General features: G+C 51.8%; 16 protein-coding genes. 9 read left to right on the top strand and 7 right to left on the bottom strand.

From position 1 onward, the window contains the following. Positions 1-72 precede the first annotated feature (72 nt). Positions 73-918: an MBL fold metallo-hydrolase gene (locus tag LKK83_RS22840; RefSeq protein WP_324633686.1), complete on the top strand. Its 846-nt coding sequence runs from the start codon at positions 73-75 to the stop codon at positions 916-918. A gap of 201 nt (positions 919-1,119) precedes the next feature. Here LKK83_RS22840 and LKK83_RS22835 read toward each other — a convergent pair whose 3' ends face one another. Continuing rightward, on the bottom strand, positions 1,120-1,716 hold the full coding sequence (locus tag LKK83_RS22835) for a hypothetical protein (RefSeq protein WP_324633684.1): 597 nt from the start codon (positions 1,714-1,716) through the stop codon (positions 1,120-1,122). Positions 1,717-1,960: 244 nt separating this feature from the next. On the opposite strand from LKK83_RS22835, the gene LKK83_RS22830 reads away from it, so the two are divergent. The 3 genes from LKK83_RS22830 to LKK83_RS22820 all read left to right on the top strand — a co-directional run bounded on the left by LKK83_RS22830 (position 1,961) and on the right by LKK83_RS22820 (position 5,414). Next, positions 1,961-2,917: a DUF2382 domain-containing protein gene (locus LKK83_RS22830; protein ID WP_324633683.1), complete on the top strand. Its 957-nt coding sequence runs from the start codon at positions 1,961-1,963 to the stop codon at positions 2,915-2,917. A 232-nt stretch (positions 2,918-3,149) separates the two neighbouring features. Continuing rightward, a complete protein-coding gene (locus LKK83_RS22825; RefSeq protein WP_324633682.1) occupies positions 3,150-4,136 on the top strand; it encodes an S-layer homology domain-containing protein in 987 nt (328 codons plus the stop codon). A 489-nt stretch (positions 4,137-4,625) separates the two neighbouring features. Next, the gene (locus tag LKK83_RS22820) at positions 4,626-5,414 is read left to right on the top strand and encodes a pentapeptide repeat-containing protein (protein ID WP_324633681.1); all 789 of its coding nucleotides are present in this window, start codon (positions 4,626-4,628) and stop codon (positions 5,412-5,414) included. A gap of 48 nt (positions 5,415-5,462) precedes the next feature. Here LKK83_RS22820 and LKK83_RS22815 read toward each other — a convergent pair whose 3' ends face one another. The 4 genes from LKK83_RS22815 to LKK83_RS22800 all read right to left on the bottom strand — a co-directional run bounded on the left by LKK83_RS22815 (position 5,463) and on the right by LKK83_RS22800 (position 11,265). After that, the gene (locus tag LKK83_RS22815) at positions 5,463-7,625 is read right to left on the bottom strand and encodes a WD40 repeat domain-containing protein (RefSeq protein WP_324633680.1); all 2,163 of its coding nucleotides are present in this window, start codon (positions 7,623-7,625) and stop codon (positions 5,463-5,465) included. Positions 7,626-7,883: 258 nt separating this feature from the next. Beyond that, positions 7,884-8,945, bottom strand: a complete 1,062-nt coding sequence (locus LKK83_RS22810) for a hypothetical protein (protein ID WP_324633678.1) — start codon at positions 8,943-8,945, stop codon at positions 7,884-7,886. 15 nt (positions 8,946-8,960) lie between these two features. Beyond that, positions 8,961-10,670 carry a DEAD/DEAH box helicase gene (locus LKK83_RS22805; protein ID WP_324633677.1) on the bottom strand — a complete coding sequence of 570 codons (1,710 nt, stop codon included), beginning with the start codon at positions 10,668-10,670 and terminating at the stop codon, positions 8,961-8,963. A gap of 418 nt (positions 10,671-11,088) precedes the next feature. Next, positions 11,089-11,265, bottom strand: a complete 177-nt coding sequence (locus LKK83_RS22800; protein WP_324633676.1) for a hypothetical protein — start codon at positions 11,263-11,265, stop codon at positions 11,089-11,091. Between the two features lie 823 nt (positions 11,266-12,088). Between LKK83_RS22800 and LKK83_RS22795 the strand changes: the two genes are divergently transcribed. Together LKK83_RS22795 and LKK83_RS22790 are read left to right on the top strand one after the other, a co-directional pair. Beyond that, a complete protein-coding gene (locus LKK83_RS22795) occupies positions 12,089-12,544 on the top strand; it encodes an NUDIX hydrolase (RefSeq protein WP_324633687.1) in 456 nt (151 codons plus the stop codon). 109 nt (positions 12,545-12,653) lie between these two features. After that, entirely contained in the window at positions 12,654-13,490 is an 837-nt protein-coding gene (locus LKK83_RS22790) for an alpha/beta fold hydrolase (RefSeq protein WP_324633675.1), read from the top strand. Here LKK83_RS22790 and LKK83_RS22785 read toward each other — a convergent pair. Beyond that, complete coding sequence (locus tag LKK83_RS22785; protein ID WP_324633674.1) at positions 13,480-14,313, bottom strand: pantothenate kinase; 834 nt, start codon at positions 14,311-14,313, stop codon at positions 13,480-13,482. The genes LKK83_RS22790 and LKK83_RS22785 overlap by 11 nt on opposite strands. A 473-nt stretch (positions 14,314-14,786) precedes the next feature. Here LKK83_RS22785 and LKK83_RS22780 point away from each other — a divergent pair, with 473 nt between their 5' ends. From LKK83_RS22780 to LKK83_RS22770, 3 genes are all read left to right on the top strand, one after another. Next, a complete protein-coding gene (locus tag LKK83_RS22780) occupies positions 14,787-16,838 on the top strand; it encodes a GAF domain-containing sensor histidine kinase (RefSeq protein WP_324633673.1) in 2,052 nt (683 codons plus the stop codon). Between the two features lie 243 nt (positions 16,839-17,081). After that, a complete protein-coding gene (locus LKK83_RS22775; RefSeq protein ID WP_324633672.1) occupies positions 17,082-18,812 on the top strand; it encodes a diflavin flavoprotein in 1,731 nt (576 codons plus the stop codon). Between the two features lie 287 nt (positions 18,813-19,099). After that, on the top strand, positions 19,100-20,833 hold the full coding sequence (locus LKK83_RS22770) for a diflavin flavoprotein (RefSeq protein ID WP_324633671.1): 1,734 nt from the start codon (positions 19,100-19,102) through the stop codon (positions 20,831-20,833). 55 nt (positions 20,834-20,888) lie between these two features. Here the strand turns inward: LKK83_RS22770 and LKK83_RS22765 are convergent, their stop codons facing one another. Beyond that, positions 20,889-21,836, bottom strand: coding sequence for a glycosyltransferase family 2 protein (locus LKK83_RS22765; protein ID WP_324633670.1), 948 nt, complete (start codon positions 21,834-21,836; stop codon positions 20,889-20,891). Positions 21,837-21,907 lie beyond the last annotated feature (71 nt).

Below are 21,907 nucleotides of genomic sequence, written 5' to 3'. Positions count from 1 at the left end.
GGCTAAAGCCGCAAGTTCGTTTTTCCTCCCCCGGCTAAAGCACGGGGGTTTCCAAACGTATCGGAGGTTATCATGATAGAGCATCTAATCGTTACCACCTTAGTAGAAAATACCGCAGGGGGAAAGGGACTGCTGGGAGAACATGGGTTATCCTTTCTCATCGAGGCGAGAAAGGGGGAAGAAACGTGGCGAATTTTGTTCGATACCGGGCAAGGATTCGTATTGGGCCACAATGTCAAGCAGTTGGGAATTGCCCTGCACCCCCTAGATGCGATCGTTCTCAGTCACGGGCACTACGACCATACAGGGGGTTTACCAGAGGTTCTACAGGAGTGCCCGGAGGCGGATTTGTTTGTGCATCCCTCGGGACTGGAGGAGAAATATAGTCCCAGAGGGGATATTGGTGCGCCGATCCGGGATAGAGAAGAGCTGCGATCGCGCGTGGGTAATCTCGTGTGGACCACTACCCCCACGGAACTCTATCCCGGTATCTGCGTTACTGGAACGATTCCCCGTGGCCACGAATTGGAAGACACTGGCGGCAACTTTTGGCGCGACAAAACCCACCAGCAAATCGATACCCTCCCGGACGACCAAGCCTTATTTATAAACACCCCCCAGGGAATTGTGGTGATTTTGGGATGTGCCCATGCCGGTACGATCAACACCCTCGACTATATTAAATCTCTCACTACAGTGCAGAGATTTCATGCAGTGCTGGGGGGGATGCATTTGTTACGTGCTACTCGAGAGCGCATCGAAGCTACGGCGAAGGCGCTAGAGGAGTATGAAGTGAGGCTGATTGCGCCGAACCATTGCACGGGCATGAATGCGATCGCCCATTTTTGGCAGCGTTTTCCCGATCGCGTTGTGGAATGCAAGGTAGGCAGCCGATTGGAGTTTGGCGATCGCAGATAATTGTTGCCGCGATCGCGAATCCTCTCCCGTCCGAGCCAAGGGTCAAAAAAGCACCAGAGTAGAGACGCCTTCAGACGTCTCTACTGGTTTGATAGGGTTGCGCGCGAACCGGAATCTCGCAACAAATCAAGCCAAAATTCAACAGAAGTCATTCGCGAGCTGCTGGCGACGAGCAATAAGTAACATAGAGCAATACAGAATTTAAACTTGCGTGCGAGGATGACGAGCGCCTACAGAAGCGCCAATCATGGAGGCAATTAAGCCCAGCAAAGAGCCAAATAAAAACGACCACCCTGCCTGTGCCAACTCGCCCACCAACGCTTGAGCTTCTGCGGGGGTAACATTTTGCATGTCGCTGGGAACGGTCATTCGATCGACCATACTAGCATTTGCGGCGACAATGCCAAAGGTTCCCGACACGCCACTGGCGAGCAACCAAGAACTAATTGCGATGGTTGTTGCCCACAAAATTGCTCCATTGAGCAGTGCGGTTTTCTTATTCATCGGACCGCAGGTTCGAGCCATCACCCAACCGCCGATAAATAAAGCAATCAGCAGACTAATAATCGACCAAATGCCCACACTCCAGCCAATAGTATTGGCATCAGCTCCCGCTGCGCCTACCGTCAAACCAATAGCGACTCCGAGGGCGCTTAACATCAGTTGAGCGGCGATCGCGATCGCAATTCCGCCAAAAATCGGTCCCCACCGCACGCGATCGTGGTAATCCACCACCGGATTTTGATTGACAATTGGCGGCTCGACAACATTCGTTCCACCTCGATTTCCATAAGTCATTTTTACTATCTCCTAACTCCCTCAAAAAAAATTTTTTGGTCTCAAAATACCAGCATTTCGGAGAATGCCCGCATCGATACTAGATTAACTGTAAGCGGAATGAAAGGTTTTCATATCTATCTACAGTAATACTTTTTCCAGCTTGCCGGCTTTCGGGAAGTCAATCCCCAGATAGAGTCAGAAAAGTGCAGAATTTTTTATCATAGATTTACGGAGTAAAACATAAACGGAGAACTATAATAGTATGGCTCTTTACAAAATTCAAGACTTTTATCCAAACTATCGCGAAGAGATGTTTGAGGGGGATGACATCAAAGGATACGATGTCTATGCCAACATTGGCCAAGAAGATAAAATCGGCACTGTTGAAGATGCCCTGGTGGATGAATCCGGTTATTTCCGCTATCTGGTTATCGATACTGGGTTTTGGATTTTTGGCAAGAAAGTATTAATGCCGATTGGGCGGTGTCGCGTAGATACCGATCGCCATCGCGTTTATGCGATCGGCATCGAGAATAAAGAGCAAATCGAACAACTGCCCGATTATCACCACGACATGGAAATCGATCGCCCCTATGAAGAACGAGTGCGATCGGTCTTTCAACTTCCCGCCGTGGAACATTCTGCTGCTGTAGAAGCCACACCCCCAGTGGAAGCCAGTGGCGTTAAGACAGAAGCTCACCACACCCATGAGACTCCCCCCAAATCCCGGGAAAACCTGCCTGCTACAGAAGGCGTCAAAGAAGAGCGGGAAGTGACTGCCTACAAACGAGAACCCGATTTGTATCAGGTTAACGAACGGGATCATCAACAACTGAAACTCTACGAAGAACGACTGATCGCGAACAAAAACCGAGCAAAAGCCGGGGAAGTCACCGTGGGCAAACGAGTGGAAAAGGAAACGGCAAAGGCTACAGTTCCCGTAGAAAAGGAAAAAGTCATCGTTGAAGTCAAAGACGTAGAAGGCAAAGAACGGCGCGTTGCCCCCGGCGAACCGGATTTCGGGAATAGCGAAGTGGCCCGCATGGAAGTATATGAGGAAAATGCAGACATTCGCAAAGAAGCGTTCGTGCGCGGCGAAGTCGAGGTTCGCAAAGAAGTGGAACGCGATCGCGTGGAAGCCGAAGAAACCATTCGTCGCGAAGAGTTAGAAGTGAACCGCGAAGGTTCTCCCGTTGTAGAAGAGAACAACCCCAGCTAAGCAGACTCGTTAGTGAGACGATCGCCCTTACTTGTCTCAGATAACTGCCTAGGCTGACCGGATACTTCGGCTGTTCCCGCAGATGTTCTACACTTCTGCAAGCCGAAGTTTCCCGGCGTCACATGCTCTCATGGGAGCCAATCCCCACAGTTTCCGTGAATTTAACCGGAAAAAACGAATTTTAAATTAAAACAATGGGTTTTAACCAAATTGTAAAAGGAGAATTATACTGATGTCTATTTCGTGTAAATGGCCGATCGCGATCGCCACCTCCATCGCCATCGGACTCAGCGCCGGCATTACCGTTCCGGAAATTGCCGTTTCTGCGCCCAACACTTCCGAAGAAGAACAAACCAGCGCTTTTCCCGATGTGGAAGCCGATTACTGGGCTACGCCGTTTATTCAAGCCTTAGCGGAAGAGAACATTGTGGTGGGATATCCCGATGGTCGCTTCAAACCGGCAGAAGATATCGATCGCGATGAATTTGCCGCCTTAGTTCGCACCGCCTTCGACCCGGATATGGAGCGGCAAATTCCCAGTGGCAGCGTTTTCGACGACGTTCCCGCCGATTATTGGGCAGCACAAGCGATCGAACAAGCCTATGAAACCGGATTTCTCGAAGCATTTGCCAACGAGAATTTCTTTTATCCGCGCCAGGAAATGACCCGCGCCGAAGCGATTTCTGCCCTGGTTCGGGGATTGGAATTAAAGGCTACCCTGCCCGAATCCACCACCTATCAAGCGAGAGTGGTCGAACCGGTACCCCAGAAGCAGCAGCGGCCCGTGCAGAAGCGTCGGTTAGTCTTTCCCCTCGCCGCCACTGCGTTGATGCAACCGTTCCTAGTAATCAATCGCGCCCAAACCCAAACCCCGGTAGCCGAAGAACCCGAGGCGAGACAAGAGTTTCAGGTAGGAATTCCCACCGCCGATTTAAACGCTTACTATGCAGATGCCGATCGCATACCCGCTTCCGAACGCGACGACTTAGCCGTAGCCACGCAAGCGAATATTGTGGTCAACTATCCCGACCCCACCCTGCTCAATCCCAACGAATTGCTCAACCGAGGTGCGGCAGCGGCGATAATTTATCAAACGTTAGTATATCAGGGAAGGATGCAACCCCTCCCGGAAAATTCAGAAGCCGCTGAATATGTGGTGAATCCGCCCACCCAGGTCAACGAAGCACAAAACTCATCCGCAGCGCGATCGGCTGAGTAATAGCTCTGGGACTCCGTAACATAATATACTCACCAGCCCCGTAGGGTGCGTCACCCCCACCACCCAATCCGTGCCACATTCAGACCCATAGAATCCGGGGGTGACGCACCACCCTCTAAACTTTATACAATGTGAAATGAATCGTTGCCGATCGCCCCGGCATTCCTTGCGCGCTCAGGAGGCGGAGCCTCGGGAAGGGCGTTCCCAGGCTGGAGCCTGGGAACGAGTCAACGAGTCAACGAGTCAGCGAGTCAGGGGGGAACGAAGCAAAGGCGCGACATCCTTCTCCCCAGATTCAGGTCCATCGCCGCATACCACAGAGACGAAATTAGGTCAACCCCCGAGCAAACAGGCGATCGCCCGATAAAAATTCCGGATTTTCCCGTAAAAAAGCGCATTTTGAATGGTGGTGCCTGCCCAGACGCCCCGAGAGGCGGATGTTTTCAGGCAGTGACACACAACAGCGCAAACTCTACCCAGGCGGAGTATATGAAACGGATTACGGCTGAGGAACTCCTGAACAACTATCAAACCGGACAACGGGACTTTTTGCTATTAGACTTGTGTGGCGCAGACTTACGAGGAGCGGATTTGCGGCAAATCAACGTGATGGGGGCCGATTTGATTGGTGGTTCCCTATGTGGAGCCGATCTCAGTGGAGCCGATCTCAGTGGAGCCGACTTAACCCGTGCCGACTTATCCCATGCGAACTTAAGCGGTGCGGATCTGACCCATGCCATTGTAGGTGAGGCAGACTTCACCGGGGTCAACCTCACCGGTGCGATTCTCAACGGCGCGATTTTGGGGTGGGATAATGCACTCGGACCGAACTTTAGCGAAGCGAACCTAACGGGAGCGAAACTGCAGCAAGTCCACTTACCGAGAGCTTCTTTCAGGGAAGCCAACCTCTCCGCTGCCGATTGCGCCGATGCCACCTTAATTTACGGGGATTTCACCTCAGCATTTTTGCTCGGAACCTGTTTGAAGCAAGCCAATTTAAGTCAAGCGAATTTCCGGCGATCGCACCTGTTTGGCACCTTTTTCGTCGCCAGCTTTTTGAGTGGAACCTGCTTCCATGAAGCCCATTTAAACGCGGTGAACTTTTACGAAGCCTCCCTCAACCCCCTTTCCCTGCAATCCGCCAACGAGTGCCAGCGCATCGTGATGCCCAATGGCACCCTAGCGCTCGATTATCGGCGACAAGGGCAGTTGCGCGAACATCGTCAGCTCAATCTCGCCGTCAAACCGCCCCTCGAAGCCCATTCCGTCACCCTGTGAGGGAGAATAAAGAATGAACAATTGCGAACATTATTCAATTCTCGATTCTCAATCCTCCACGCTCCAGACTTTCACCGTACCATCTGCACTGCCACTGACGATCGCCTGAGACGCTTTTGCCGCAAACGCCACTGCATTCACCCAATTCGAGTGGCCAGTAAATTGGCGTAATTCCTGACCGGTTCGTAGGTGCCAGACCTTGATGGTACTGTCCGCGCTACCACTGACCAGGTGGTAGCCATCGGGGCTAAATGACACAGAATTCACCGGTTCGGAATGAGCCGCGATCGTGCCTCGCGCTTCCCCGGTGGAGGCGTTCCACAGAGTAATCGTCCCATCTTCTCCCGCACTGGCGATCGTCTTGCCGGTGGGGCTAAAGGCAATCGAATTAATCGCATCGGGTTCGGTACTGAAGCGCAACAGTTCTTCACCGGAGCGCGCATTCCACAAAATAATCGTCCCATTTTCGCTTGCCGAGGCCAAAATTGCCCCATCGGGACTGAACCTGACCGAAGACACCGCTTCCTCATGTCCTTCCAAGGTCATCATTTCTGCGCCGGTTTGTAGATTCCAGAGTTTCAGCGTTTCATCTGCCGATCCACTGGCCAAAATCGGGGAATCTGGACTAAAGGCAACCGCATCCACGCGATAGGAATGTCCTTTCAGGGTGCGGATTTCCTTACCGGTTAGCAAATCCCACAACTTAATCGTTTCATCCCCGCTACCGGAGGCGAGCATTTTGCCATCGGGGCTAAAGCTAACCGACCACACCCCTTCAGCATGTCCGGAAAGCAGAATAGCCAATGCGCCGCTATCGAGACTCCAGACTTTCACCAGACCATCTTCGCTACCGCTAGCGATTCGGTGTCCGTCAGGACTGATGGCGATATCTTCTACCCAGCTTGAAATGCCGCTGAGCGATCGCAACTCTTCGCCGCTGTGCAAGTTCCATTTAGCGGTATCTCCACCGCTACCACTACCCACCATTTGACCGTCTGGGGTAAACACCACCGAGTCCACCCATTCCACATCCCCGCCCAGGGTTTGTCGTTCTTCCCCGGTTTCCAGGTCCCACACTTTAATCGAGCGATCGCCACTCCCACTGGCCAAGGTGCGATTATCCGGCGCAACGGCGATCGAGCTAATCCACTCCGAATGCCCGCGCAGGGTATTTCTCGGCAGCTTCATTTCCTCTTCAGAGTCCCCCTGCAGGTTCCAAACTTTCACGCTTTCGTCCGCACTGCCAGTGATCAACCAGCGTCCATCGGTAGTAAATGTGACCACATTCACCCCTGCGGAATGCCCCTTCAAGCTGCGGATTTGCTCGCCGGTACTGACATTCCACAGTTTCACGGTTCTATCTTCGCTGCCACTGGCCACCATTTGCCCGTCCGGACTCAATGCCACCGCATACACCCAGTCGCGATGGCCGGTCAAGGTTTTGCTTTCTTTGCCGGTTTCCAAATCCCACAGTTTCACCGTGCTGTCGCCGCCACTGGCCAACATCCGCCCATCGGCACTAAACGCCACGGAATACACCCAGTCAAAATGCCCCTCGAGGGTCTGGCATTCTTCCCCGGTCTGGAGGTTCCACACTTTAATCGTATTATCCTTAGACCCGCTGGCGAGAAACTGACCATCGGGGCTAAATGCCAAGGAAGTGACCCAGCGGGAATGGCCGGTGAGGGTGCGCTCAACTGTAGCGATCTCTTTACTGCTGTTGAGGTCCACCCGCCACAGTTTAATCGTGGCGTCACCACTGCCGGTGGCTAAGCGTTGCCCATCGGGACTAAATGCCACGGAATCCACCCAGTCGGTATGTCCGCTCAACACGCACAATTGTTCGCCGGTGTCCAGTCGCCACAGGGCGATCGAGTTATCGTTACTGCCAGAGGCGAGCAGGCGGCCATCCGGATGAATGGCAATAGAATAAATGCGGCTCGAATGTCCCCCCATCGTGCGCAGACATTTGAAAAAGCGATAGTGATTGTACTCTTGCAAGGCTTTCCGCACGTCCGGTTCGCTGCGGTGTCGCAGCAGCAGATAGGCAGCGCGCTGTACTGCTTCCGCTTCGTCATTTAAGGCGGCGATCGCCTTGGCGACTCCATCGGATTTTCCCTGCTTCAAATCCGCTCGCAAAGCAAGGATTTTGGCTTCTGCATCCGGAAAAACCAAATTCGCGTTTCCCGTCTCGATTGGATTTTTTGCCATTGGTTTTTTACTCCACCCGCACGACTATCAAACACTCTTTTAAGTTTTTAGACATTACGCAATTCACCCCTAATGATTCTCAACATCGGGTGTAATGGGCATTCTTGCCCGCCGACAAATGGCTTGCGTCACTCCTGGTTTTGTTATCATCCCGCAGAGCGTTGCGCTCAACGCGCACACACGCCCCTGCTCCATGCACCCTGACTCGCGCGCGCAACTCGGGCGCGAGACTTTTCTTTACTGTACCCCGTGGAGAAGTTATTTTTTCTTCTCTGAGAACAATTCCTCCCAACACGCCGGGGAGAGGATTTGCGCTTCATCATCGGATAGATAGAAGGAATACACCCCAGTATCGGAGCGATCGCAGCGCAAGGGTTCAAGCTCTTTGCTAAACGGATTCCACACGGCGACCACTTCTCGTTTTTGTTTTTTGCGGATTAATTCGCAGTGGATATGAACCGTGGGTAACTCGATTATCAAGGCACTATGCAGTTGCGCCTCGAGTTTGAGGGCGTATCGTTCTTGAATATCTTTGATTTTTCGCTCCAGTTCTTTTTGGGTGGCGGCAATTCGCGCTTTTTCGCGATCGCGCTGTTCTCCTTCTAAGTTTTTTTTCTTAATTTTGGCGTTAATTTCTTGGGCGATCGTGCGATAATACTCTTTTACTCTGTTCTCATCGCGCTGCTGTTTGCGGGTTAAACTGGCTTGCCACTTCTCAATATCTGCTACAATCAACTTTGCCGATGTTTTCTCGATAATTCGCGATAATTTCTCAAACTCCACCGCCGCCCCATTGGTGTCTGCAAAACCCTCGACGCGATCGGATGTCCACAGCAACGCATCTCCAATCTCCACCGGTGCTACCCCAGTGATTTCATTCACGCAAAACGATACCATTCCCAACCGTTTCTCATCTGCCGTTGCCGTATAAGCCACATTACACAGCAAATAGGGCGTGGTTTCTGCATGAGCTTCGATAAACCGAATCAACCCATTTTGCGGCGTTAGGCGATTTAAAATCAGTTTTTCAAAGCCGGTTTTTTTCATATATCCGTCGTATTTTACCCCAAACCTTCCCACATAGCCCAACGGTTCGAGCAGGGTTTCAAACCTTTTTAAAATCTCGGAATTATAGCTAACAAAACAGCCGTCGCGCACTTCTGCTGTGGTGGTAAAGGTCACTTCTTCTTCCACATCTAGGGTATTGGCTACCGATTCTGGGAGCAATACCTCTAAGGTATGAGGGGTGGAAAATTCGGCGACCCCTTCTTGCAGCGCCACCACTTTGGCCACAGTTTCTAAAATTGGATTTTCGCTCATTTTCTCTACAATTGATTACGCTTCAAAATCTTCTCCAAAAATTTGTTCGTCTAGTTCGCGAGTTTGATAATAGCTGTCTTTTGCTTTTAACAAATTATGCGCCAAATCATCGAAGGCATCGTCCAGTTCTGGGCGCGACTGGTTTTGCAGCCAGATATCCATAATTGCTTCGCCAAAATCGAATTCATCTTCCATATTGCCTAAAATGGTTTCGATTTCCCCCACGACTAACTCGAACATATTGATTTTATCGTGCAGGATGCGGAGAATGTACTCTTCGATGCTATCTTTGATGCAAAAATTAAAGATAAACACATCTTGGGTTTGACCGATGCGATGAATGCGACCGATGCGCTGTTCGATTCGCATGGGATTCCAGGGTAAATCGTAGTTGACGATCGCATTGGCAAACTGAATGTTGCGACCTTCGCCCCCGGTTTCCGACGCCAGCAACACTGGGACGGATTCGCGAAATTCCGCGATCGCCTCATCTTTATGTTTCAAGGTCATATCCCCGCGAAATTCCGCAAACCCAATCCCCTCTTTTGCCAAACACCGCGCTAAATACGATTGCGTCTCTCGGTGAGTGGTAAATACCAAAGTTTTTTGCGTCGATTTCTTCAATAAATTAACGAGCTGTTGCGCTTTTTCAAAACTTTTAATCCCTTTGGCGCGTTTGAGTAAAAATTTCACCTCTTCATGGTCAAATCGTTCCGACAGCGTGTTAAGATAATCCGCAAGTGCCGTGGGACTGCTCCCGGCCCGCATCAAGAGCATGTTGCGCGTCAGGCGGTCTAATCCTTTTTCATTTTGATGCTGACGCAAATAGGCGTTAATCGCTCGATATAATTCTTGCTCGGCTTTAGAAGGAGTCACGGTAATAGTGGAGGCGAATCGTTTCGGCAGTTTTACATCCACTAAACTGCGGGTATTTCTCACCATAACCTCGCGCATGAGTTGGCGCAATTGTTCCGGATTTTTCGGCAAGCGACTATTGCCCGAATGCACGTATTCTTTTTTAAATTGTGCCTGGGTTTTTAACAGTCCCGGTTTTAATAAAGTCAGCAGGTTGTAGAGTTCGACCAGGGTATTTTGCACCGGGGTGGCGGTGAGCATGAGGATAAACCGCTTTTTAATCGCATTAACCAGCTTCCAGTTGAGGGTTTTGCTATTTTTCAGGTGATGCGCTTCATCCACCACCACCATATCCCATTCCCGGGCGGTGACATGGGCGAAGTGGCTTTTATGTTTGGCGGTATTGATAGAAGCAATGATGCGATCGTTTTCCTGCCAAAATGTTTCGGCATCCCCTTGACGTTCGTCCGTGGTGATGGTAGGAATGCCAAATTTATCCTCGAGTTCCAGTTGCCATTGAGAAACCAGGGAGGCGGGGGTGACGACTAACAGGGATTTTATCATGCCTCGGTTGAGATATTCTTTACAAATCAATCCCGCTTCGATGGTTTTTCCCAATCCCACTTCATCGGCGAGTAAGGCGCGCCCTCCCATTTGTTTGATGACTTTTTTGGCGGTTTCGATTTGATACCAATGTTTGTCGATATGGGTCAAACTAGGCAAGCAGACCAATTGGTCGTAATCGGCTAAAATCGATAAATGAAATAAATCCAGTCTGGCTTGATAGTATTCAACTGGGCTAAAATGGCACTGTTGCAGCGCTTGCAATGCCGGGGAGGGTTTAAATTGAAAGGAATAAGCGTTGGTCATAGATTGCACTGCGATCGCGGGTAATAAACTAACTTTATAAAGTTGGCCGAGATATTGCCATCGGGGCAGGTTTGGAGTATTTTATCAGGAAAAGTTTAGATGCGATCGCCCCCGGTGCCAGCTTCAGTGTACGTGAAACTGTCCAGCGCTGCGATCGCCCCTGCTATTTGCCATTGTACGCCAACTAAGACTGTATGGGAGAGGAAAACTCAATGCCGACTTTCCTCTCCCATATTTTGCCGTTTCCTTGTTTTTGCAACCCCTGTGCCCTGTGGACAGAGAAGGGCTGAAAAATTATCGGCTTCCCGAACCGTTTATGCTGAAACCTGTCTTGATTTTAAAGTCATAAAAAAGACAGAACAATTGCGGTTCGGGGAAGGTTTAGCGCATCGCCCGAAAAATATTCAGGCGATCGCCTTTAGCGTTCTACGGATGACTCTTCTTTGTTGGAAGAGTTTTCCTGGTTGTCGCTGTTATTCTCCGAATTCGGCGGTTTTCTGTAAAATCGGCGAGAATTGGTAGATTTACGGAAGCGACGAGCGTAAGCTTTATTCCGCAGAGCTTTTTCTTTTTTAGGGTTGCGACGTTTTGCCATATTTACCTCATTGATTAATCAACACACTTAGGTCTTGCGGATGCCGCGAACAACGGTACGCGATCGTGACGCTTGGGGCGTCATCGATGGGTTAAATGCTGAAGCGCGGGGAGAAGCAGAAAACCAGAGGAATAACCTTCATGCTTCGTCGGTCACTGTTTCCACCCTCCCGCGCTTCAGCACGCCTGACTATCTGCATTTCTCAATTTTGCACGCTGATTCTCGTCTCGCGAAACCGACTCAGAGAGCGAGAATCCCACGGGTTATGAGAAACCTTCACCCGTGGTAGCGATCGCTGCTTTGCAGATGGATCCAAGATTGGATTGAACGAATTGCGACACTTGAGCGCCAATCGATTGGTCCATCTTGCACAAGACCGCTGTGTGCGTTGGACTCCATTCTAACAATGTTCGCGCAGAAAAACCGCCTCGATCCTAAGCAAACCCTTATTTTAAAGGATAAAATGACCATTTTCCCACGGATTTTCCCACCGATTCCCTCGGGAAAACCCGCCCGAGGATGGCAAAGGGCGCGCCAAAGATTTCGATTTTCTGTGGGCGGAACTTCCAATCCCCTCCCCCCTGTCCAAACCAGGAGAGCGGATGGGCCAGGGTCGCGCCCCGGTGCGAATTGGCAGGAAATCCCGAGAGTGAAATCAACTGCAGGGGCAAAAGTAGGTGGGAAAATCTGCTTTCCCCGTCCCATTGCTGTACGATGAGGAGGGACAAGTAGCAACAGCCGCTTGGCCGCTACCGACAGTTTTCCGGTTTCATCCAACTCGTCCAAGATTGTTTTTTCGGTTCGCTACAGCTTACGAATGTTTATGCGTCGCTTATGGCATTTTGCCCAAAACGTACTGGGGATTTTGTTTCGCCATCCCATCCTCGGGGTCAGCGTTATCCCCATTTTGCCCGACGGTCAAATCGTATTGGTTCGCCGTCGGGATAATGGTAAATGGGCACTTCCCGGGGGAATGGTGGACTGGGGAGAGGACCTACCCACCACGTTACGCCGGGAGTTGGCGGAAGAAACCGGCTTGGAATTGGTCACAACCCAGCGCTTGGTGGGCATCTATTCCGCACCCGATCGCGATCCGCGCATTCACTCGATATGCGTGGTGGTGGCGGCGGAAGTTCGCGGAACGATGCAAATTGAAGATACTCTAGAAATCAGCGAGGTGAAGGGGTTCGATCGCGATGCTCTTCCGGTGGGGCACCTGTCCCACGATCACGACCGCCAGTTACAAGACTTTCTCAATGGCGTCACCACTGTGGCTTAAGCGCAGGCGATGGGCGGGTCCATCTCAACCCCACTCTGCCTCGGCGGCGTAACAACTCCCGCTTATCGGGGTTGCCTGATGGCTTGTTCCACCACACCCAATCAGCAGCATGACTCTACCGCTACGCAATTCTCGAATTAAGCTCTCTGTCGGACAACTTTTCTGGCGCGAAATCGGTCAGGAGGGACCTACAGTGGTGTTTTTACATGGCTCTTGGACCGATAGCAGTCAGTGGGTGCCGGTGAAGAGGGCGTTGAGCGAGGACTATCACTGCTTTGCGGTGGATTTACTCGGATTTGGCGAGTCGGAAAACCCCAACGTTCACTACTCCATCGCCTTACAGGTGGATTTTCTCGAGGAGTTCTGCGAAACGTTGAACCTGCAAGAAATCTATTTGGTGGGTCACTCCTTAGGCGGTTGGGTGGCGGCTAGTTATGCGGTTAAATATATGGAACGGGTGCGAGGCTTAGTCTTGCTGACCCCGGAAGGAGTGGAAGTTCCGGGACTAGAAAACCGCTGGCGCAGGGTCGCGTTGTGGATGAAGGGCTTGCCGGTGCTGCAATTCCTGCGATCGCCCCTGTTGCGCTTGGCGAAGCTGTTGCGCTTGCAGCCGGTGGTGGAGGATTTTCTACAGCAACTCGAAACCCTGCAACACTCTACCGTCGCCTGTCAGCTTCTCTTCCAACGTCGCCGCCCGGAAATTAACTCGGAGTTACTCCAAGAGCGTTTAAGCTCGATTAAACTGCCGGTGTCGATTCTGTGCGGCGACGCGGATACCCCCGGGGCGATGGCCCTGTCTCAGGCTTATGCGGATCTTCTGCCCAACGCGCAATTGCACAAGATTCCGGATGCGGGGGAAAATTTACCCCTTGCTTTCCCCGATGCGGTGGCGCAGCAGATTCGCGCTTTGGTGGATGGCGAGAGGGATGAAGGCATCAGGGCTTAGCACTCTGGCGGCGTTTCACCAGGCGCATTCCCCAAAAGATTAAATGCGGATCGGCGATCGCCTCCTGGGCGATTTCTGGGGCTTGCACTTGCAGGTATTTCACCAGTCTCCTCCCCCCTCCCCCGGCGATCGCTACTGTAGCTTCGGGAAATTGTTGCCACCAATTCTCGATAAAGTCTCGCACCCCGGCGACGATACTATAAACGACCCCACTTTGAATCGCCCCCGCCGTTTCTGTGGCCCAGCGGGAGGGCAGTTGGGCGGGAATTTCAATCTCGGGTAGGGCGGCGGTTTTTTGCGATAAGGACTGTAGCTGTAGGGCAAATCCGGGTAAAATCGCACCGCCGACGAGTCGCTGGCGATCGTCGGCCCCGGTGAAGGTTAAGGCAGTACCGGCATCGATCGCTAAGCAGGGCCACCCCCACTGATGTCCCGCCCCTACTACCGCTAAGGCGCGATCGATGCCGAAGCTGGGATACATCCCTTGCAAGGGCACTTCGTCGCGGGTAATGATTCGCCCGCGCCCATACTCCCGCCACAGATCTAGCTGCTGTGGCACCACGGAGGCTATCCACAGGGCCGGCGGTTCCCCCACCCATTCTCCCACCGGTGCGTCCCCACAGGGTGCGGATTTCGGCCACAAATATCCCCGGTTCCACGCCCCTATCCGTTGTTGGGCGCGATCGCGATCGCTGTGGGGCGTATCCCAATCCCGCTGCAGGGCCTCCCCCACAAACCACGCCCAGTGCAGTTGCGAGTTGCCAATCGCTAATGCCAGCCAGTTTTCTTCGCCAGATGGAGTGCAAGGGGAAAGGGAGGTCATGTTCGGAATTAAGAATTAAGAATTGAGAATTGAGAATTAAGGCATTTGAGTGATTATCAATTGAAAAATGCCCCCATGAGGAGGGCTACCCTACAGTCCATTTAGCCCTACCCTTCTGCTGGGGTTCTAGGGTAAGGGGTATTTTTCTTTAATTAAGAATTGTACCAATCCGCAACCCACTGCGATTCGGTGCGGCGGTTTTCCCCGTCGGTTCGTTTTGAATAACCCTTAAATATAACAAATTTTGAGGAATGCCACTGTAGTGCAAGAGACTTCATTTACAAGCATAGTATTTCCCCTCGATTTTGATAAACAAACAAAATGAGACAAAATATTTTAGCAACAGATTGGCAATCTGGCAACCAAACTGGGAGGTCAAAACTTAAAATTTTTATAAAAATTTGTTAAGATGATTCACAGAGCCATTTCCTGCATCTGCACTGCTTCTTACGCCTTACCAGTTAAAATACCTTATGTTCCTGAAAGTATATCAACCCTATTGCGAGTTGCCGAATACTGCTTCGATCGCGCAAGCCAATTCGGTGCAAGTCCCCCCTCCAGATGACGATACCGCCACAGTTGTGCGGGAAAACTGCGATGTGCAAACCCGGGAACTGCAACAGCAAGTTCAACTCTCGAGCTTGCTCAATCAAATCAATAATGCCATTCGCAGTACCCTGGATTTAGATGAAGTGCTGCAAACCGCCTGTCGGTTATTAGCTAAAACCCTCAACTGCGATCGCGCCAGTATCCTCGTCACCCTTCCCGAGGACCGCGACACCTTAATCACCCGAGGCGAATACAAAAAAGACGACTATCCGAGTCAACTGGGACTGAAAGTGCCCTTGCAGGATAACGCCCACTTACAAATGTTGATATCGCAGGCGAAACCCTTAGCGGTGACGCGGTTTGTAGACTTTCCGGGGTTAGGACGCCAAACCCAAGAAATCGTCGAAAAACTGGGGATTCGGTCGATGCTGGCGATCGCCATGCGCTATCAAGGGCGAGTCAATGGCATTCTCGGCTTGCATCAGTGCGATCGCGAACGGGAGTGGACCGCATGGGAACAGGACCTCCTAGAAGGAGTCGCCTCCCAACTGGCGATCGCCATCAACCAAGCCCAACTCTACAGCGCCACCCGCGCCGCCGCCGAACGCGAGGCACTCCTGCGCCTGGTGACCGACCAAATCAGAAGCACCCTGGATTTGCAAACCATTTTGCAAACAGCCGTGCGCGGGGTGCGAGAACTCCTGCAAACCGATCGGGTGGTCATTTACCAATTCAAAGAAAACTGGCACGGAGAAATCGTCGTCGAAGACCTGCTGGTTCCCTGGCCCTCTATCTTTGGCGACATGGTGGCGGACAACTGCTTCAGTGGCGAATATGCGAAATTATATCAAAAAGGCCGCGTCAGAGCCATTAACGACATTCACAATGCCGGCTTAGAATCCTGCCACGAACGATATTTAGCATCCTTGCAGGTGAAAGCCAACCTGATCGTGCCGATCGCGATCGGCGAGAAGCTGTGGGGACTACTGATTGCCCACGAATGCCATGCGCCGCGTCGGTGGACAAACGAGGAAATCGACTTGCTGCGCCAGTTAGGCGATCGCTTGGCGATCGCGATTTCCCAAGGGGAACTCTACGCCCAAGTGCAAGAAGCCGCCGCGACTTCCAAAGCGCAGGCGGAACAACTGCAAGCCACCCTAGAAGAACTAAAAGCCACCCAGCAGCAATTAATTCAAAGCGAAAAACTCTCGGGGTTAGGGCAAATGGTGGCCGGTATTGCTCACGAAATCAACAATGCCAACAATTTTATCCATGCCAATTTGCCCCACGCGATCGAATATGCCGAGGCGTTGAATGAGGCGATCGATTTCTATGCCGAATCTCACCCGCAAGCGGCGTCTTTGCTCGAACAAATCCGCGATGAATTTGACCTGGATTACATTCGCGAAGATTTTCCCAAATTGCTCAATTCCATGCAGCAAGGAAGCAATCGGATTCGCACGATCGTGCAGACGTTGCGGAATTTTTCCCACCTGGACGAAGCGCCATCGAAAGCGGTGGATCTCAACCAGGGTCTCGACAATAGCCTCGCCATGTTGCAACATCGCCTGCAACCGGGTCTGAAGGTTAGCAAACACTATGGTAAGCTGCCACCAGTGGAATGTCGTCCGGGGCAAATCAATCAAGTGTTTTTTAATTTGATTAATAATGCCTTAGATGCTCTGGAAAACCAGGGGGAGGGGGCTGAGTTGACCCTGACGACTTATCAAAGTGGCCCGGATTGGGTGACGATTTCGATTCGCGATAACGGTCCGGGGATTGCGCCGGAGATTCAAGGGAAGATTTTCGATCCGTTTTTTACCACCAAGCCGGTGGGGAAAGGGACGGGTTTGGGACTGTCTCTGTGCTACCAGGCGATCGCCCAGGATGGCGGTGGCAAAATTCGCTGTGTCAGCGAAGCGGGGCAAGGGGCGGAATTTCTGGTGGAATTGCCCGTGAAGCCGACAGTGAGGTAAACGGGGAGGAAATTGTCGGGGCTGTTCGCGCGCTCCAAATGGGGTTGAGCCTTTACTCCCGTTTTGCTCCTCCCCCCATTCGCGACAGGGGCGGAATTTTATTATCACACTATGCGTGCTTTGTCAAATAAAAATTTGAAATACTTAACGGAATGATAGTTTTTTTAATTAAAACTAATCATAAAGTTATGTAACAATAACATTAACAGCAAACGTAATCGGTAGCTCTCAAGGAGGCCATCTATGGTAGTCGCCCTCAGCGATCGCCTCGAAAACCGACTGACAATCGAAACCAGCGAAATCGCAGAAGATACCACCACCATTCGGTGTTTGGATTGGGATCGCGATCGCTTCGACATTGAATTTGGCCTGCAAAACGGCACCACCTACAACTCATTTTTGATTCGCGGGGCACAAACCGCCTTAGTCGATACCTCTCATGCAAAGTTTCGCGAGCTTTATCTCGACACCCTGGGCGATTGTATCGACCCGACTCAAATCGACTATCTCATTATCAGTCACACCGAACCGGATCACAGCGGTTTAGTGAAAGAGGTGCTAGAACTCGCCCCCCAAGTCACGGTGGTGGGTGCCAAAGTGGCCATTCAATTTTTAGAAAATTTAGTTCATCGCCCCTTCGAACGCAAAGTTGTCAAAAATGGCGAGACCCTGGATTTGGGTAACGGCCACGTTTTACAATTCGTCAATGCACCCAACCTGCACTGGCCCGATACCATTTTTACCTACGATAAGAAAACTCAGGTAATGTTCACCTGCGATGCGTTCGGAATGCACTATTGTTCCGATAAAACCTATGATGAGGATTTAAGCGCGATTGAAGCGGATTATCGCTTTTATTACGAGTGCTTGATGGCTCCCAATGCGCGATCGGTGCTCGGGGCGATGAAACGGATGCCTGATGTGGAAGAAATCGGCACGATCGCCACCGGACACGGCCCGCTGTTGCGATACAATATCGGCGAACTCACCGGACGCTACAAGAGCTGGAGCCAAGCCCAAGCCAAGGCGCAAACTACGGTGGCGGTGTTTTACGTGTCGGACTACGGGTATAGCGATCGCCTCTCCCAAGCGATCGCGCGCGGAATCACCAAAACCGGGGTCAATGTGGAAATGATGGATCTCAAATCCGCAGATACCGCCGAAGTGCGCGAATTGGTCAGCATCGCCTCGGGAGTCGCGATCGGCGCGCCTCCGCTGACTGGTGTGGGTGCGGCGACGGCGGAAGCGGCGCTCAGCACGATTTTGGCCTCGGTTCACGACAAACAGGCGATCGGCTTGTTTGAATCCGGCGGCGGAAACGACCAATCCATCTATCCCCTGGCGGTGAAGTTCAACGAACTCGGTCTCAAGCCCGGATTTCCCAATATTACGATTAAGGAAACCCCCACGGAAGCGACCTATCAGCTTTGCGATGAGGCGGGAACCGATATGGGACAATTGCTGAGCCGCAAAAAAGCGATCGCTCAAATGAAGTCCCTGGATAGCGAGTTGGATAAAGCCCTGGGACGCCTCAGCGGCGGACTGTATATCATCACCGCCCGCAAAGGAGATGTCAGCAGTGCGATGCTGGCGTCTTGGGTGACGCAAGCGAGTTTCGAACCGTTGGGGGTGACGATCGCCGTGGCGAAAGACCGGGCGATCGAAGCGCTAATGCAGGTGGGCGATCGTTTTGTCCTCAATGTATTGGAAGAGGATAACTATCAATCCCTGATGCGCCACTTCTTAAAGCGCTTCCCCCCCGGGGCGGATCGCTTCGCCGGGGTGAAAACGCAAAACACCAGCAACGGTTCTCCCATCCTCAGCGAAGCCCTCGCCTATCTCGAATGCGAGGTCCTCAGTCGCATGGAATGCAGCGATCACTGGGTCGTTTACAGCAAGGTGGATGCGGGTCGCGTTTCTAAACCAGACGCCCTTCCCGCCGTTCACCACCGCAAAGTGGGCAATCATTACTAATTTTCCCGCAATTGCCCGCCTGCGATGCTCTTTTCCCACTCGGTCTGGTTTTCCTGATTTCCGCGTTCCCAGGCTCCAAGGGCACGCAATCGCCGTAGAGACGCTTCTGAATCGCGTCTCTACCGCCTCCTTAAACGGAGGATGCATGAGTTGCACCTTTGCTTCCCGAGGGAACTGTGCGATCGCGAATCCACCGACCAATTCCACCCACCACAGCTTACAATAGTGGGAAATGAGGCATTCGTGCCCTTTTTTGTCCGTCAAGCCGTCCCTCGCATTTCTCACATATGGTTACAACTCCAACCAAAACTAGAGACGTTCAGGTGTACCTTTTGGAAGAAGACACCAAGGTGCTGCGATCGCGCACCTGGGATCGACTGAAGTTTGAAGTCGAATATTCCCTCGCCAAAGGAACCACCGCCAATTCGTTCTTAATTGAAGGCGATAAAATTGCCCTAATCGACCCTCCCGGAGAATCGTTCACGGAAAATTATCTCGACACCTTGCAAAAGCGCATCGAGCTAAATCGCATCGATTATGTGATTCTCGGCCATTTTAACGCCAACCGAGGTGTTACCCTGAAAGCCTTGTTGGATTTGGCCCCGCAGATTACCTTTGTCTGTTCCAATCCCGCCGCTTTAGCCCTGCGGCAATTTTTTGAAAATACGGAACTGAAAATTACGGTGGTGCGCGGGGAAGATACCCTGGATTTAGGGAAAGGCCATCAATTGCAGTTTATCACCACGCCGACGCCGAAGTGGCCCGATGGTCTGTTAACTTACGACCCGAAAACCCGCATTTTGTTTACCGATAAGTTGTTTTGTGCCCATGTGTGCGGCGACCAAATTTTTGATGAAGGGTGGGCGATTTACAGCGAAGATCGGCGCTTTTATTACGATTGTCTGCACGCCGCACAAGCCGGTCAAGTGCTTTCCGCGTTGGATAAAATTGCGGAATTGCCGTCGATTAAGCTATACGCCCCGGGTCACGGTCCGCTGGTTCTCTATGGGATGAATGAATTGCGCGGACTGTACCGCAAATGGAGTGAGGAACAAAAGTCCCAAAGGTTGAATGTGGCGTTGATTTATGCCTCGGCGTATGGGAATACGGCAACTCTGGGACAGGCGATCGAAAAAGGCTTGACCAAAGCGGGGATTTCGGTTACATCTCTCAACTGCGAACAAGCGGAAACCGCTGATATTCAAGCGGCGGTGGAAAAATGCGACGGGTTTATTATCGGATCGCCGACTCTGGGGGGTCACGCCCCGATTCAGGTGCAAACGGCGTTGGGGATTATTCTTAATTCGGTGTCGAAAAATAAACTCACCGGGGTGTTTGGTTCGTTTGGCTGGAGTGGCGAAGCGATCGACCTGCTGGAAAGCAAGTTGAAAGATGCGGGGTATAAGTTCGGCTTTGAACCGATTCGGGTGAAGTTTACCCCCACTGACGTCACTCTGCAAGCTTGCGAAGAGGCGGCGATCGATTTTGCCCAAGCCCTGAAGCGATCGCAGAAACGTCTCGCCAGCAAGTCTTCTACCATGTCCGCCTCGGGGAGCGATCGCACCGCTCAAGCCGTGGGTCGCATCGTCGGCTCTCTCTGTGTGGTCTCCGCTAAGCGCGGCGATGTCACTTCCGGGATGTTGGCGTCTTGGGTTTCCCAAGCCACCTTTACCCCGCCGGGCATTACCGTGGCGGTGGCGAAAGACCGGGCGTTGGAATCTCTCACTCACACGGGAGATAAATTCGTGCTGAATGTTTTAGCAGAAGGAAAACAACTTCGCAAGCACTTTATGAAGCGCTTTGCCCCCGGAGAAGACCGCTTTGCCGGCTTAAATACCGCAGAAGCGGAAAACGGTTGTCCGATTCTCACTGACGCCCTGGCTTATTTGGAATGCGTCGTGCAAAACCGCATGGAATGCGGCGATCACTGGGTGGTTTATGCCACGGTGGAAAATGGCAGTGTTATGGATAGCGATCGCGTAACGGCGGTTCACTACCGCAAAACCGGCACTCATTATTAAGGCGATGGGTGGGCTTTTGCCCATCCTCCCTTTCCCCACCCTGGGCGCTTTGCGGCTAAACCTTCTCGGGTTCAAATGGCATGAACCGCACGGCTGACTTTTTTTTCCCTTTTCGTGCTAAAATGGCTTGCACTAACAATTGCCAAGCAACCCAGGACAAGCAACTGGGATAGAACAGTTGTAAGGCTTGGGCGATTTGCCGACGCTTGAGTGCCACTAGGCTCCAATGCAGGTGCAGGTAAGCGCGAATACTGTCTAGGGAGGGAATGTCCTGGCGGTGGCGATCGCTGACGTATTGATAAATCTTTTCTTTGATGATAATATTGGTTTTTAACCGCGTTTTTAAGGGGATTTTTGCATTGTAAGCGTCGGGCCAAATGGTGCGGTAGGCCAAACATTGATTGAGAAACATCGCATCGCCAAATCGGGCAATTTCAATCCAGGAATCGATATCGTCGCAGTTGGTATCCAACTGGGAATCCCACCCCCGGGTTTGGCAGAATGCATCCCGCCGAAATGCGACTTGCGCTGGAGTGCCAAATGGGAGCAATTCTAATAACATCCCATAGTGGATATCGGCTTGGGGAATGTAACAGGTTTTGCCGATTCCAATGGATCGGGTGTGACTGATTTCTTCTTCCTGGAGATTCACCTGCGCCGCTTGACAAGAGCAGATAACCGCCTCCGGATGCACCGCGATCGCCCGTTCCATTTCTGCGATGCAATTCGGCGCGAGATAGTCATCGTCATCTAAGGGCTTAATCCACTCTCCTTTCGCCCGGTTTACCCCCGCATTCATGGTCTCAGCGTGACCTAAATTCTCGAAATTGCGATGATAGGTGACGCGATCGCCCAAACTGCAAACGTATTGTTCGGTTCCATCTGTAGACCCATCATCAGCTACCACCACTTCGCACGGCACGGTTTGGTTCAGTGCTGAGTCAATGGCGCGCTTTAAAAAGGATAAGCGATTGTAGGTGGTGATGACAATCGAGAATTTCATCAGAAATTAGGGTTGGTAAGGGGGAGAACGGAAACCCTCGTCATTTATGCGTAGGGAGGAGTTCTCCCCCC

Origin of the sequence: Phormidium sp. CCY1219, assembly GCF_035615515.1 — a bacterium.
Classification (GTDB): Bacteria; Cyanobacteriota; Cyanobacteriia; order Cyanobacteriales; family Laspinemataceae; genus CCY1219.
Note: the sequence above shows the minus strand (reverse complement) of the source record. Positions and strands in the feature narration are given on the sequence as shown.